This is a genomic window from Sphingobacterium spiritivorum ATCC 33861, assembly GCF_000143765.1.
Classification (GTDB): domain Bacteria; phylum Bacteroidota; class Bacteroidia; order Sphingobacteriales; family Sphingobacteriaceae; genus Sphingobacterium; species Sphingobacterium spiritivorum.
Genome location: NZ_GL379773.1, coordinates 258,035 through 273,027, shown reverse-complemented (window position 1 = coordinate 273,027; position 14,993 = coordinate 258,035). Strand labels below are relative to the sequence as shown.

Genomic DNA, 14,993 nt, shown 5'->3' with positions numbered 1-14,993 from the left:
CTGTAAGCTGTTGATTGACTGTTTTTTTGCTTAATCTGTAACGTTTTGTTTTTATTGGCAGAGGGAAATGATGATGTGGGTTCAAATCCCTCCTTGTTAAATTATCGCTTACGGCCTTTCACTAATACAACAAATTATTATATGGATATCGGGCATTGTGCATTTTGACAATAATGTCGTAAAGCTTTTGCTTGAATTCCTCTACATTCGTTTTATTGGTTGCTGAGATAAAGATGGCCGGATCTGAATTTTTTCCCATCCAGCTATTTCGGAATTCTTCCAGTGTTACTTCTCTTTCTTCACCTTCGTCTCCTTCTTCAACTGCCGGTTTGTAAGCATCGATTTTATTGAATATAGTAATAACCGGTTTGTCTAATGCTCCCAGATCTTTTAACGTCTCATTAACGGCGTGAATGTGATCCTCAAAATTGGGGTGAGAAATGTCTACGACATGAATCAGTACATCTGCTTCCCGTACTTCATCTAATGTGGATTTGAAACACTCGACCAGGTGGTGAGGCAACTTGCGGATAAACCCTACAGTATCGGACAACAGGAATGGCAAATTATCGATTACAACCTTTCTGACTGTTGTGTCCAGAGTTGCAAAGAGTTTGTTTTCGATCAGTACGTCAGATTTGGAAATCATATTCATAATGGTTGATTTTCCAACGTTTGTATATCCGACTAATGCCACTCTGATCATTTCTCCGCGGTTTTTACGCTGCGTCTCATTCTGTTTGTCAATGGATTTGAGACGTTCTTTGAACAGAGAGATCTTATTCAGAATCATCCGTCTGTCGGATTCTATCTGAGATTCACCCGGCCCACGCATACCGATACCACCACGCTGACGCTCCAGGTGCGTCCACATGCGTGTCAGTCGGGGAAGGATGTATTGAAGCTGAGCCAGCTCTACCTGAGTCTTTGCCTGTGCCGTTTTGGCGTGACTGGCAAATATATCCAGAATCAGATTGGAACGGTCCAGAATCTTTACTTTGAAAAAGTTTTCGATATTGCGCAGTTGAGAAGGGCTTAATTCATCATCAAACACCACCATATCGATTTCTTCTGCATCTATGTAGGATTTGATTTCCTCCATTTTACCACTTCCGATAAAAGTTGCCTTATCCGGATAAGCGAGTTTTTGAGTGAAAATACCGTTGGTAATTCCTCCGGCAGTCTCGACCAGAAATTGCAGTTCTTCGAGATACTCACGGGCTTTAGCTTCTGTTGTATCCGGAGTAATGACAGAGATCAGTACTGCAGTTTCGGGTTTTAAGGCGGTATCGTATATTTTGGTTCTAGCCATATAATAGTATTAAGAATAAGAGCGACAGGAGATTTGAAAACAGGTATATTATTAACAGATTCCTACGCAATTTTGTTTGCCGGAAGCATCTTGCTCAAAGCATAATGCAAAGATAGGGGTTTTTTAAGAGATTTTGTCCCAGGAGATACCGGGAGCACGTTGTTTAAGGTAAGCGCTAAGTAAAATATTCTTCTCAGACTGTAGAGCAGGGTCTTCTTTGAAAATGCTGATCACTGCATTCCGGGCTTCTGAGAGAATTGCCTGATCGCTGGCCAGATTGGCAATCTTCATGTCCAGTACACCGGATTGTTGTGTTCCGGAGATATCTCCGGGTCCGCGAAGCTGTAAATCGACTTCTGCGATTTCAAATCCGTCGTTGGTTCGGACCATTGTTTCCAGTCGTAAACGACCTTCTTTACTTAGTTTGTTGCCAGACATAAGGATACAGAAGGATTGTTCTGCGCCTCTTCCTACGCGACCGCGCAGCTGGTGAAGCTGGGAGAGTCCAAAGCGTTCGGAATTTTCGATGACCATGACAGATGCATTGGGTACATTGACTCCTACTTCGATCACTGTCGTGGCTACCATGATTTGTGTTTCATGCTTTATAAAACGCTGCATCTCGAAATCTTTATCTTTTACCGGCATTTTTCCGTGAACGATACTGATCTTGTATTGTGGCAAGGGGAATTCACGTTGTAGATTTTCAAGACCTGCTTCCAGATAGAGCAAGTCCAGCTTTTCGCTTTCCTTAATCAGTGGAAATACGACATACACCTGTCTCCCCTTTGCGATCTCTTCTTTCATAAAGCCGAACATGCGCAGCCGTGAACTTTCAAAAAAGTGCACCGTCTTGATCGGTTTACGGCCTGCCGGCAATTCATCAATGACCGAGATATCGAGATCGCCATACATGGTCATCGCCAATGTTCGCGGTATAGGTGTAGCTGTCATCACGAGCATATGCGGAGGTATGACATTTTTACGCCATAGTTTGGCTCTCTGCTCTACTCCGAACCGGTGTTGTTCATCAATAACTACAAAACCAATATTTTTGAATCGTACCTTATCTTCGATGAGTGCGTGGGTACCTATAAGTATATCCAGTGTTCCTTCTTCCAGCTCCTGATGGATAATCCGACGTTCTTTGGCAGGTGTAGATCCGGTCAGCAAGCGGACTTTTGCAAATCCCTCGCCTAACAGTTCACTTACGCTGGCGTAATGTTGTGTAGCAAGAATTTCTGTGGGAGCCATCATACAGGCCTGAAATCCATTGTCTATGGCAAGCAGCATACTCATCAGGGCTACAACAGTCTTCCCTGAGCCTACGTCTCCCTGAACCAGCCTGTTCATCTGGGCGCCGGTATTGGTGTCCTGACGAATTTCTTTAATTACTCTTTTTTGCGCATTGGTCAGTGGAAAGGGGAGTTTTTCATTGAAAAATGTATTGACCTTTTCTCCGACCTGATCAAAGCGGTGACCTTTAAATTTGAGGGTATTAAGTTGCTTGTTGTTTAAGAGACGAAGTTGTATAAAAAACAGCTCTTCAAATTTCAATCTTCGGATGGCCTGATCGAGTTCCTGCTGTGATTTTGGAAAGTGTATAGCAAGTAAAGCCTTCGGATATTCGATTAAGCGATGTTCCTGTATGAGATAGACCGGCAGCATATCTCCGATACTACGGTATACTGTTTCCAGGGCGGTCTGTTGTAAACGCTGTATTCCTCTTGTGTCGAGGTTGAATTTTTTGAGCTTTTCTGTAGAGGAATATACAGGTTGCAGACTCTGGTTTCCGATCTTTTGCTCCTGTGCATTATACAGCTCCATCTCCGGATGTGTAATGGAGATATGTCCGTTAAATTCGGTTGGTTTCCCATAGAGAATATATGGAGAGCCGATTTTAAGTGATTTCTTCAGCCAGGGAATACTTTGAAACCAGACAAGCTCTATTGATCCGGAATCGTCTCTAAACTGACCGACAAGTCTTCTCCCTCGTTTTTCACCGACTTCCTGCAGGCCGACTAATCGTCCCAATACCTGGGCGCCGATCATATCGGGGTGTAGCTTATGAATTTTGTGAAACTGAGTGCGGTCTATATAGCGGAAAGGGTAATATTCCAGCAGATCACCTATAGTAAAAACCTGCAACTCTTTTTTGAGTATGTCGGCCTTTTGCGGGCCTACGCCTTTGAGATATTCTATGGGTGTTATTAAAGATAAATTAGCCACTGCAATTACATTTCTGCTAAGTGGCTAATTTAAGAAAAATGCTTTAAATACGGTTAGTATTGTATGACTGGTTTTCCATTTTCACAGCTTACTCCTTTTGCGGGCTTATCATTTTGATTGCTGCAGGGAGGGGAGGCCTGAAGTTTTCTTTTCTGTGCATACAGACTTTCATACTGACGACCTTTTTTGTAAAACTCTTCTCCTCTGATGTTTTCATTGTAGAGTACAGCGATATATTTACAGTCTTGCCGGATATATCCTATTCTCCACAAATTTGGATTAGTACAAGGATCATTCTTATGGAAATCCACTATTTCTGTAAAATATTTTGGTAGTTCCTCCTCAATTTCCTGCAGTGTCATATCCTTAGCATAATAAAGCTCAGCTTTATTATTCTTGCATCGTATTCCGATCGGCGGATAGCTTTCTATATAATCTAGGTAAGGAATCGGAGGAGCATCCGGAGCATTATCAGCGCGCTTACGACGAACATGATATTCTTCTACAAGTTTATTATAGCGCTCTTCAAAACTTGGGTGTACCGGAAGATATACCGGCCCCAGTTGGTAAATAGTAGCGATCTTCCAGACGGATGGATCTCCGCATGCTACACTTTGTGTCAGTTGTACTATTTCCTGATACTTTTCGTCTGCCAGACGATTTAATTCTTCGTAACCAGGATCTTTTTTACAGCCCAAAATCAGGATCCCGGACAATAAAAGAAGGGTGCTTAATACTCTTTTCATAATTAGTTTTTGGTGTTGTTATAGATTAATGTTGCTTTCCCGTTCTGACAAATGATTCCTGATGGCTTTTGATAAGCCATGCAATTTATAACAGGAGCGACCATAGGCGCATATATTTCCATAATCTGATTATGGTTGTAGATCAGCTGCTCAAGTTTTGTCCTGTCCAGGCTTTTGTGATAAACAATGTGTGATAATCCGCATTCTGTGCGAATATCGGTCATATTCCAATCTGTAGGGTCGCTACAGGGGATACTGGTTGTTAACTCATTTATCTTTTTGTAAGAATCTGTTGAAAGTTTTTCTAATTGTTCCTGACTAAAGTTTTTGTACGGATTGGGAATATCAGGAATACAGCAGTCTTTTCTTTTACAACTAAAAAAGATCAGGATTACCATAAAGACCAGCGATGCTGAAAGTGCTCTATGTTTCATAATATACACTGATTTAGTATTTAACAGCAGGTTTACCATTCTCACAAGCTACTCCTTTTGCCGGTTTATCATTGACAGACGGGCAATTCATAGACTTATCCAAGACTGTTTTGCGATAATACAGGTGAGCATACTCTTCCATTCTTTTAGAAAACTCTCTAAATCTGTCGGTCTGTGTATAGGCTATTGACACAAATTCACAATCTTTGCGTATCGTAGTTACATACCATCCTGTAGCCGAACTACATGTCTCCTCTTTGAAAAAGTCTCTGATTTCCGGAAAAAGTTTCTGTAAACGATCATTGACCTCTGTCAAGTCAAAATCATTGGCGGTGACCACTTTTATCTTGCCTTCTGTACAACGTAATCCAAAGTGAGGCGGAAGGACGGCCATTGACGTCCTGGCGGTATTGAGTACCGGGCCTTTATAGAGCTTACCGGCTCTTGTGAAGAGTTCGTTTGCTTCTTGTACTAATTTTTTGTAGTCCTGTTCAAAACTTGGATGTACGGGAAAATAACCATAGGTATAGAGGGTGTCTATGCGCCATTCATTCAGATTGCCACAGGAGCGATCTTTGGTAAGTTGTATGGCTTCCTGAATTTTGAGATTGGCTAATCTGCTTAGCTCTTCATAGGACTCTCCTTCTTTCTTGCACGCCATGAGTGTGAGAATAAGGATAGAAAGTATCGAGATCGATACGGCTTTGATTTTCATAACAATAATAATATGGTTTTAGATAGAGACGGGGATTGTAGTAGTTTTGCTACAGCTGTATTGTTATTTTAATAAAAATAATAATGCCTCTGATCAATAAGATCAGAGGCATTATACAGAGATATGAATAAGGATTTTTAGAAATTTCCTTGTTCTTTGTCCCACCACAGACGGGTGCCCCCGTTGTCTGCACCACCAAGTAACTGTATGGCTTTTTGCACTTCAGCACCATTGGCATTGTATTCGTTTTGTGGGAAAGGCAATCTTCTGATCTGTACAGCCGTACTGATCGTGCCTCCGCTGTTGTTGACTACAACAGGGAATATTTTCGGATATCCTGTTCTTCTGTATTCACTCCATGCTTCCTGTCCTTCAGGGAATATGGCTAGCCATTTCTGTGTGATGATACGTTCCAGCTTTTGTTCATTGCTTGCTGACTCATCCCATTTGATGGTGATTGCTGTCATGGCCTGGGCGTCATTTTTTGAATTCTTGGGATCTGTATATTTGACAGGTATATTCGTGTTATCCTGAATGTAGTTGCTCAATTGAGATGAGACATTCCATTGCTGGAAAGATAGATCTATTCCTTTCTCATATAGCGACTGTGCTGTGCCACCTGCATTTGCCCATCCCCGGAGCGCAGCTTCTGATCTCAGGAAGTATATTTCAGCAGCAGTCATGAGTACCGGAGCTGTAGTCGCAGTAAAGGAAGGATTGCCATCGGTTGTATTCAATGATGAATAAGATTTATACTTATCTTTTTCTATACCGTCAGCACCGGCGCGTATCCCTTTGTACTGTCCTGCAAATGCAGAATCAGTGGCTTTATCCATGTATCTGGAGATACGGGGATCCTGATAACCTATCATAAATGATTCCAGGGATGCATTAATACGGGTGTCCTCCCAGTTTTTTGCAATAAAGAATAATGGGTTGGAGAAGTTAGCATCTGTTGGAATATTGATCTTGAAATTATCGGTATTTGCTTCTATTACTCCGCCATTTGCAGGGTTAAGGGCTTTCTCAGCTTGTTCACGTGCTAATTGCGGATTTACTTTTACAATACGCATCGCTAAGCGCAGACGAAGGGAATTGGATAATTTGAGCCAGTTTCTGAAACGTGCGGTATTGTCAGCTCCTTTATAAACCAGGTCAATATCATTAATTTTATCCGGAACAGGACTCGCAGATGGATTCGCGATGTAGTCCTGCAGTATTTTTGCGGAAGCATCCAGATCGCTGAAAAAACTGGTGTAGATATCTGCCTGACTGTCATATGGAATATCTCCTGTAATTCCGGCTTTGCTGTAAGGAATCGGACCGTAAATATCGGTTACACGGCTGGCTGCTGCAACTTTCACGACTAAAGCAGATCCCCAGAGTGCAGGATACGTTGTAGCCAGCTCATTCTTCTCAAGCTTGTTCAGCGAGTTGAGTACATTGACGTATAACACTTTGAAAGGCTCTCCGTTCCACCCGTTTACTAAAGCATAGTTAAGATTGTTCTGACCGCTGTTGAAAGGTGTCGGAGACATGAAGTATCCTGAAAATACGTCTGCATTCAGATTCTGTTGTACCTGATAGGAGTTTGGATCGCCCCCACCTGAAAAATTGTAGATGGCCATTTGTGCCTGACGAAAGAATAAGACCAGATCCTGTCCGTCAAGTTTGAGGTCTTCATCTGTCACCCCGATATTATTTGTGTTATATTCTTCAAAATTTTTGGTACAACCGCTTAGTACTCCGGCTGATAACGAAAGGAATAATAAATAGCTTCCGTATTTTTTTATATTAATTTTTTGCATGATAGTCCAGATTAGAAAGTCGCATTTAAAGTAAGTCCGTAGTTGCGTGTTGCAGGCATCATAAAGATATCTACACCGCTTAGTGTATTTCCTGTAGACATAGTAACCTCCGGATCAAAAGGTGCTTTTTTGGAAATATAGAACAGATTACGTCCTACAGCAGAAACTTTTAATTTCTTAATAAAGCCTTGTTTGATATTGAAGTCATAGCCTAATGTCAATTCTCTCAGTCGGACCACTGTACCGTCATAGATATAGTTGCTGGTAACGGGACCTATACCACCAGTCGAAGTATACCATTTATTTGCATCGATGCTGGTAACAGGCACTCCGGCTGGTGTAACACCGTTGATCGCTACACCTCCTGCTTCACGTGCATCTCCACTGGCTTTGGATACCCCGTATCCATCCAGGACAGCCTGTGTCACGGACATTACTTCGTAATCAAACTTACCATCGATCAGGAAGCTAAGCGATAGATTTTTGTAACTGAAATTATTATTCCAGCCCATTTGCCAAAGCGGATTGGCATTTCCTAATTTGGTATAGTTTGAATTTTTTTGAGGTATACCATCGCTGACAATGATTCTACCCTGATCATCTTTCTGGAAATCCTGCCCGTAGATGTCTCCGAATGAGCCACCAACTTCGAATTTAGAAGCGTAGTTATTACGGCTTTCTCCTGTAAGAGAGAAATCTTTGATTCTGTCGTCCAGTTCAATGATCTTATTCTTATTGTAAGAATAGTTGATGCTTGTCGTCCAGTTAAAATCTTCTGATTTAACGGCATCCAGACTGATTAATGCTTCTATACCCTGATTCTGAATATTTCCGGCATTGATTGCATATTGATTGTAGAATGATGCCTGACTGGCTGCGATCTTAAAGAACTGATTTTTTGTGTTCGTTTTATAATAGGTCACATCTACACCCAGACGGTTATTCCACATTCTCCATTCTGTACCGATCTCCAGAGAGTTGGTCATTTCCGGTTTCAGTTCTCTTAAAAATGCGATGTCATTTAGTGTAAGGACCGCATACGGATCTAATCTGTTGGTGAGCAGCGTTGTGTATGGCGGCAGATCATTACCTACCTGCGCAAATGATCCGCGGATCTTCGCCATATTAATAAACGATGGCAAGTTCAGCTTGTCATTCAGCACAACACCCAGACCGGCAGAAGGATAGAAAAAGGATTTGTTGCCAGTAAAAGCTAACGTGCTTGACCAGTCATTACGTGCTGTAAGGTCTAAGTATAACCAGTTGTCATACGATAGATTGGCACTTGCAAATACAGACTGTAATTGTCTTCTCATAGCGGAGAGTGTTGAAGGACGGGGAGTTGTTGAATTCTGAAGTGTAAATACATTCGGGATCTTCAGACTTTCCTGTCCGCTGTTGTAATCAACACCTTCTGTTTTCCAATCGGTGATACTGGTTCCTACCACACCGGAGATCTTGAATTTGTCTGTCACATCGAAATTGACATTGGCAACTAAGTCTGCATATTGTTGTGTGATAGTGGTATTGGTGTAATCGTATCTTCCGTTTGGTCTGGAAAGGATGCTTTGCGTTCCTGCGTATACTTTTCTTTCATATACTTCGCTTGTTCTGTCGAGGCTACCGCGAGCCTGTACAGATAACCAGGGAGTAGCGGTATATTTTGCACTACCATTCAGAAGAAGGCGGTTTCGTACAGAAGAATTCTGATTACGGTTGACAATCCACCACGGGTTTTGCTGCGTGGTCTCATTATCTGTTATAGAAAACCAGTTTTGGTCGTATAGATTTCTTGCCGGGTTGAATTTTTCGAACTCTTTATAGGGTGAGATATCAATACTTCTCGGAAGAAGATAAAGCCCTACAATAGGGTTGAAATAAAAACCGGTCTGAGGCGCATTTTCTAGCTTCTGTGTAATATAATTTGCTCCTCCTTCTACTTTTAATTTATCATTGAAGAAGTTTGCAGATTCTTTAAAGTTGAAGTTGTGGCGGGAAAGGTCATTATTTGGAGTGATTCCCTGTGCCTGTGTATTAGAGTATGAGAAGTAAGTTTGATTTTTTTCGTTTCCTCCGGATAAGGTAATGGAATTGGTAAAATTATTACCTGTCCGAAAGAACTTACCTACATTGTCGTAGTTCTGTCCGGAGATTTCCTCTCCCCAGCTGGAAGAACTTGTCGTACTTGCGACTCCATTGGAGCCCTGTCCATACTTGTTTTGGAATTCAGGCGTGTAAGCTGGTGATTCCAAAGTTGCGCTGGATGAAAAATTCACTACTGTACGGCCTTGTTTTCCGGATTTCGTTGTTACGAGGATTACACCATTTGCGGCCTGGCTACCATACAAGGCTGCAGCTGATGCACCTTTCAGGATGGATATATTTTCAATGTCTTCCGGATTGATAAGTGCAATCGGATCTCCCGGATCGCGCTCACCTCCGAAGACATTGCTTGGCTGCGTTCCGAGTGTACTGTTGTTGATCGGTACCCCGTCAATAACATAAAGAACCTGATTGTTTCCGGATGCGGATTTGTTACCACGCAGAACTACTTTCGCAGAACCTCCGGGACCTGAAGAACTTGGCGCAATGTTGACCCCGGCAACCTTACCGTTTAAGGTATTGATCAGATTGGGGCTTTTTACGCGGTTTAACTCTTCCGAATTTACCTGTTGTGTGGAATAGGTCAATGATTTCTGCGCACGGTTGATACCCAATGCTGTTACGACTACGCTTTCCAGTTCCTGCATGCTGGGAGTCAGCACGATGGTTACCTGTGCTCCGTTTGCCGCAGCAGTTGCTGTTTTGGTTTCATAGCCCACAGAAGATACACTTAACGTGTTTGATGTGGAAGTCGTACTGATTGTAAATGTTCCGTTCTGGTCGGAGGAAGCTGCCTGCTCTGTCCCGACCAATTTGATAGTAGCTCCTGCGATTGGAGATTGATTCTGTCCGTCAAGGACAAGCCCTTTGATTTGCCGTGTCTGTGCAAATATCTGGCTGCTGCCCAAGCTTAATAGCAGTACTATTAAAGCCGCTTTGAGCAATTCATGAAATTTGATAGTAGTAAGACGCATATATTGGTGATTTTAAGATAGTGTATTATCAAACGATATAATTGTTTATTGTTTTTATTAAGTCAGTGTTGAATATCAGGTGGGATGTGTCTCGTATGAAAAAAATTGTTGCACCGTTTTCTTACAGAAAGCGGGATATAGCAGGTTACAGTTTTTGAAGGAAAAGGAACCACTAATTAAGATATAACCGGATAACGGATAAAGTGACAATTACAGTTTATATTTTGTGTGTTAAAAGCATTTAGCAACGCTAAAAAGCGAATACTAAGTAAATACACTTTAACGACTTTTTTGTTTTATTATTGTCAGTTTTTGAGTAAAATTTTATTCAGGGATGTATTTTTAACCTTTCCTAATTTTTGTCAGGATCTTTGAATTGAAGAGTAGCAATGCTACAATAAGCAAACCATAGGCCCAGAATTTGTGCGGATCGACCTGTTCTTTGAAATAGAATACGGCTAAGAGGAACGCTATTATCGGGTTGATATACAGCATTATGCCGACAGTTGATGAGGATATTTTGTTGAGTGCAAACATGCTCAGATACAGCGGAATGATCGTAAATAACAGCGCTATAATGAATGTCGTATACCAGAATACCGGTGCAGTGGGCAGAGCATGATGATTGAATAATAATTTAGGTACGACGATAACCATACACAGCAGCAACTGTATCGCCAGAATATTTAATTTGTCAAATCCTTGTACGACCCTTTGTATAATAAGGTAGAAAGCATATAATCCACCTATCGCTATAGACCATAATACTTCAGTCAAGGAGCCTGTGGCTAGCATAATGACACTGCATAGCGCAAAGAATAAAGCTGTTTTTTTGATCAGACTTAATTCTTCCCTGAGAATAAAATGAGCCGCTGCTGTGGTAATTAGAGGGCATAACATATATGCAAATGCAGCAGCCTGAATACTGATATGATTGATGCAGTATATATAGGTATACCAGTTCCCAAAGATAAATAAAGAGGCCAGTATAGTGAGCCAGACATATTTTTGTTTGTCTTTTTGAACCAGTTCTTTATAATGGTAAATATCTTCCTTTAATTTTTTTCTCCGGAATATGAGGATAAATATCCAAAGGATAAGCATGGCCGTCAGTATGCGAAAATAAAGGATATCTTCAGCCGGCCATCCACGTATCCAGCGAACAGGGATAGACATAAATCCCCAGATGAAAGGGGCTAAAAAAGCCGCTAAGAAATACTTTCCGCGGCTTTCTGTAGGTTTTATTTCGTTATTCACTATGCTTTCCAGGCAATGACTGATATTTCTACGTTTACATTTTTGGGTAATGTAGCTACTGCAACACATTCCCGTGCCGGCTGAGCATCTACAAAATACTGAGCATATATTTCATTGACAGTAGCAAAATCGCCCATATCTTTTAAAAAAATAGATGTTTTGACGACATCCTTAAAAGAATATCCTGCGTGACTTAGAATAGCCTCTACATTTTTGAGAACCTGGTGTGTTTCATCGCGGACACCTGATGTAATGAGTTCCATGGTCTCAGGAATCAAAGGAATCTGTCCGGATACATATAATGTTTTATCTGCTTTGATGGCTTGGTTGTAAGGCCCGATAGCTGCAGGTGCTTTTTCAGTGTTTAAAATAATTTTTTCTGACATGCGTTTAGCGTTTACTTAAAAAAGAAATGTTGGATAACCTTGAAAAGAATAGCCAGTACGAAAATCGTGATAGCTATAATATTGATATTGCGCATCAGTCTGATATTCGAATTGACAGGTTTTTCGCTGTCTTTTTTGTTAAAAGAATCCATTAAGCTAATTTACACACCTTCATTGACATTACCAATCCTTATCTTTATATCTCTCAAAATTCAGGCATCATGCATACAAAAACTGTAATTGTAAACGGGCGTATCTTTACAGGTACCGAAATATTATCTGACCGTATCATCGTATTGGAAAATGATAAGGTTTCTTCTATTATTCCTTCAGATCAACTCCCGGCTGGAGCAAAGGTTATAGATGCAAACGGAGGACTGGTGAGTGCGGGGCTGATTGATCTTCAGATCTACGGAGCCGGTGATCAGCTGTTTTCCGCAGAGTTGACCAGTGATTCGCTGGCTAAGATTGAGGATACGCTTTTGAAACAAGGATGTACCTCCTACCTCTTGTGTCTTGCTACTAATACGATCGGTGTATTCAAAACGGCTATCGCTGTTGTTAATAAATATGTGCCCCGTGTAGCTTTGGGGCTCCATCTGGAGGGACCTTTCCTGAACGCAAAAAAAAGAGGCGCACATCCTGAAGAGCTGATCATAAAAGCTACGGCAGAAGAGATCACACATTTATTGAATGATGACCATAAGGCGCTGGTTAAAATGATGACTGTGGCCCCCGAATTACTGGATGCTGATTGTCTGTCTCTTTTGCTGGAGAGAGGTATTCTGTTGAGTGCAGGGCATAGTAATGCGACTTTTGAAGAGGCTACAGCGGGATTTGATAGTGGTATACAGACGGCAACACATCTTTTCAATGCGATGTCGGCTTTCCATCATCGTGAAACAGGTCTGCCTGGTGCTGTTTTCAATCATCAGCGAGCATGTGCTAGTATCATTCTGGATGGTATTCATGTGAATTATGAAGCTGCAAAAGTGGCTAAAAGACAAATGGGAGAACGTTTGTTTATGATTACAGATGCTGTCGCCAGATGTGATAAAGGAATCTATAAACATATCCTGAATGTAGATCACTATGTGTTGCCGGACGGGACATTATCCGGTTCTGCGCTGACGATGTTGCAGGCTGTAAAGAATGCAGTATTACAGGTTGATATTCCTCTGGAAGAGGCTTTGCGTATGGCGACTTTGTATCCGGCGAATCTCATCGGACGTACAGATCTGGGAAGGATCGAAGCAGGGGCGACAGCCAATATAATTGTGTTTGATGATGCGTTCGGATTACAGCAGGTGGTTTTTGAAGGAGAACTGATCGACATTAAAGGCTAGAAAACGGCAATAGCAGTGATTAATTTTTCGTTTAATCTTAAAAGTGTAGTTTTGTCGTTTATTTTACGATTTATGAATAGACAGTTATTTTACGTTATAGTATTGAGTTTTATTTTTGTTGGTATGAGCGGATGTTCTTCCAGGAAAAGAATGAAAAATCAAGTGTTGGTAGCTCCTTCCGTTGTTGTGCAGGTGGATTCTGTACCGGCGGTCACTCCGCAAATAGAAAAACCGCAAACCAAAGCAAAGGAAAAGGAAGAAGAGCTTAAGGTGGATTTGCCACAGGTACCACGTGAATTCAGGGCGGCCTGGGTCGCATCTGTTGCTAATATAAACTGGCCAAGTAAAAATAACCTCTCCACAGAGGAACAGAAGCAGGAAGCCATATCCTTACTGGATTTCTTAAAGTCAAATCGCTTTAATGCGGTTATCTTTCAGGTCAGACCTGCTGCTGATGCATTATACAAAAGTGAATATGAACCCTGGTCTGTATTTCTGACAGGACAACAGGGTAAAGCTCCGTACCCCTACTATGATCCCCTGGAATTCTGGGTTGAAGAGGCACATAAAAGGGGGCTGGAACTTCATGTCTGGTTAAACCCTTATCGTGCACATCACAGCGCAAGCGGTGTGGTCACGGAAGCATCTATGGTAAAGCGAATGCCTGAATCTGTACTGAAGCTGAAACAAGGCTATTACTGGTTTGATCCTTCTAAAAAATCTACTCAGGATCATGCTTCACGTGTCGTATTAGATATTGTAAAACGATATAATATAGATGGTGTTCACTTTGATGACTATTTCTATCCATATGCAGAATATAACGGAGGGCAGGATTTTCCGGATACGGAAAGCTGGAATGCTTATGTCAAATCCGGAGGTAAACTTACCCGTGCGGACTGGAGAAGAAATAGTGTAAATACATTTATTGAGCGTATCTATAAGGAAATCAAAGCTGAAAAAAATCATGTAAAATTCGGAATCAGTCCTTTTGGTATCTGGAAACCGGGGTATCCTGCCGGAATACAGGGCTCAAGTCAGTATGATCAGTTGTATGCTGATGCCAAGCTATGGTTAAATAAAGGTTGGATCGATTATTTCGCTCCGCAATTATACTGGCCAATTGAACCGGCTAAACAAAGCTTTACGACTCTATTGAGATGGTGGCAGAGTGAGAATACATTAGGTCGTCATGTGTGGCCCGGTATTAACACGGTTGGAAGACGATCTGCAGATTATTCAAATGAGATTGTCCGTCAGATAGAGGTGACGCGTAAGGAAATTCCTAATAGTATAGGTGCCATTCACTGGAGTATTGCCGGGCTGACTAAAAATGCGGCTATGACCAGAGCGGTTGCTGACGGACCTTACCGTACGGAGGCACTTGCACCGAGAACACCCTGGCTAACTTCTTTCTATCTCTCCGCTCCATTTGTAAGCGGCGATACGCATAAACAGAGCGTCTTTGTCAAATGGTCGCATCCTCGAAAAGAGCAGGTAAGTAAGTGGCTGGTGTATACTAACTACGGAGGGGAGTGGAAATATGAGATTGTAGTACCTTCTATACTGAGTAAGGAGTTTGCGCGTGAAGAAAACGGCAAAAAACTAAAAATGGTCATTGTAAAAGCTATAGACCCATTAGAAAATGAAGGAGAAATGGGGGTGTATAGGGTAAAATAGGAT

At 41.6% G+C, this 14,993-nt stretch carries 12 protein-coding genes; 2 read left to right on the top strand and 10 right to left on the bottom strand.

Annotation, left to right across the window (positions count from 1 at the left end; genetic code table 11):
* Positions 1 to 121: 121 nt before the first annotated feature.
* From hflX to HMPREF0766_RS22415, 10 genes are all read right to left on the bottom strand, one after another.
* Positions 122 to 1,312: a GTPase HflX gene (gene hflX / locus HMPREF0766_RS17350; RefSeq protein WP_003000114.1), complete on the bottom strand. Its 1,191-nt coding sequence runs from the start codon at positions 1,310 to 1,312 to the stop codon at positions 122 to 124.
* A 123-nt stretch (positions 1,313 to 1,435) separates the two neighbouring features.
* Positions 1,436 to 3,541 (bottom strand): ATP-dependent DNA helicase RecG, encoded by a 2,106-nt coding sequence (recG, locus tag HMPREF0766_RS17345; protein ID WP_003000111.1) that lies wholly within the window; start codon positions 3,539 to 3,541, stop codon positions 1,436 to 1,438.
* 53 nt (positions 3,542 to 3,594) lie between these two features.
* A complete protein-coding gene (locus HMPREF0766_RS17340; RefSeq protein ID WP_003000109.1) occupies positions 3,595 to 4,287 on the bottom strand; it encodes a hypothetical protein in 693 nt (230 codons plus the stop codon).
* Positions 4,288 to 4,289: 2 nt separating this feature from the next.
* Positions 4,290 to 4,721 (bottom strand): hypothetical protein, encoded by a 432-nt coding sequence (locus HMPREF0766_RS17335; protein WP_236590608.1) that lies wholly within the window; start codon positions 4,719 to 4,721, stop codon positions 4,290 to 4,292.
* A 13-nt stretch (positions 4,722 to 4,734) separates the two neighbouring features.
* A complete protein-coding gene (locus tag HMPREF0766_RS17330; protein WP_003000103.1) occupies positions 4,735 to 5,436 on the bottom strand; it encodes a hypothetical protein in 702 nt (233 codons plus the stop codon).
* A gap of 137 nt (positions 5,437 to 5,573) precedes the next feature.
* Positions 5,574 to 7,244, bottom strand: a complete 1,671-nt coding sequence (locus HMPREF0766_RS17325) for a RagB/SusD family nutrient uptake outer membrane protein (protein WP_003000101.1) — start codon at positions 7,242 to 7,244, stop codon at positions 5,574 to 5,576.
* Between the two features lie 11 nt (positions 7,245 to 7,255).
* Positions 7,256 to 10,321 (bottom strand): SusC/RagA family TonB-linked outer membrane protein, encoded by a 3,066-nt coding sequence (locus HMPREF0766_RS17320; protein ID WP_003000098.1) that lies wholly within the window; start codon positions 10,319 to 10,321, stop codon positions 7,256 to 7,258.
* Positions 10,322 to 10,663: 342 nt separating this feature from the next.
* On the bottom strand, positions 10,664 to 11,578 hold the full coding sequence (locus HMPREF0766_RS17315) for an EamA family transporter (protein WP_003000095.1): 915 nt from the start codon (positions 11,576 to 11,578) through the stop codon (positions 10,664 to 10,666).
* Complete coding sequence (locus tag HMPREF0766_RS17310) at positions 11,578 to 11,964, bottom strand: RidA family protein (protein ID WP_003000090.1); 387 nt, start codon at positions 11,962 to 11,964, stop codon at positions 11,578 to 11,580. Before HMPREF0766_RS17310 ends, HMPREF0766_RS17315 begins: the two co-directional genes overlap by 1 nt.
* A gap of 11 nt (positions 11,965 to 11,975) precedes the next feature.
* Positions 11,976 to 12,116: a DUF6728 family protein gene (locus HMPREF0766_RS22415; RefSeq protein ID WP_003000088.1), complete on the bottom strand. Its 141-nt coding sequence runs from the start codon at positions 12,114 to 12,116 to the stop codon at positions 11,976 to 11,978.
* A 69-nt stretch (positions 12,117 to 12,185) separates the two neighbouring features.
* On the opposite strand from HMPREF0766_RS22415, the gene nagA reads away from it, so the two are divergent.
* Together nagA and HMPREF0766_RS17300 are read left to right on the top strand one after the other, a co-directional pair.
* The gene (gene nagA, locus HMPREF0766_RS17305; RefSeq protein ID WP_003000085.1) at positions 12,186 to 13,310 is read left to right on the top strand and encodes an N-acetylglucosamine-6-phosphate deacetylase; all 1,125 of its coding nucleotides are present in this window, start codon (positions 12,186 to 12,188) and stop codon (positions 13,308 to 13,310) included.
* Between the two features lie 150 nt (positions 13,311 to 13,460).
* Complete coding sequence (locus tag HMPREF0766_RS17300) at positions 13,461 to 14,990, top strand: glycoside hydrolase family 10-like protein (protein WP_003000082.1); 1,530 nt, start codon at positions 13,461 to 13,463, stop codon at positions 14,988 to 14,990.
* The last annotated feature ends 3 nt before the right edge of the window (positions 14,991 to 14,993 follow it).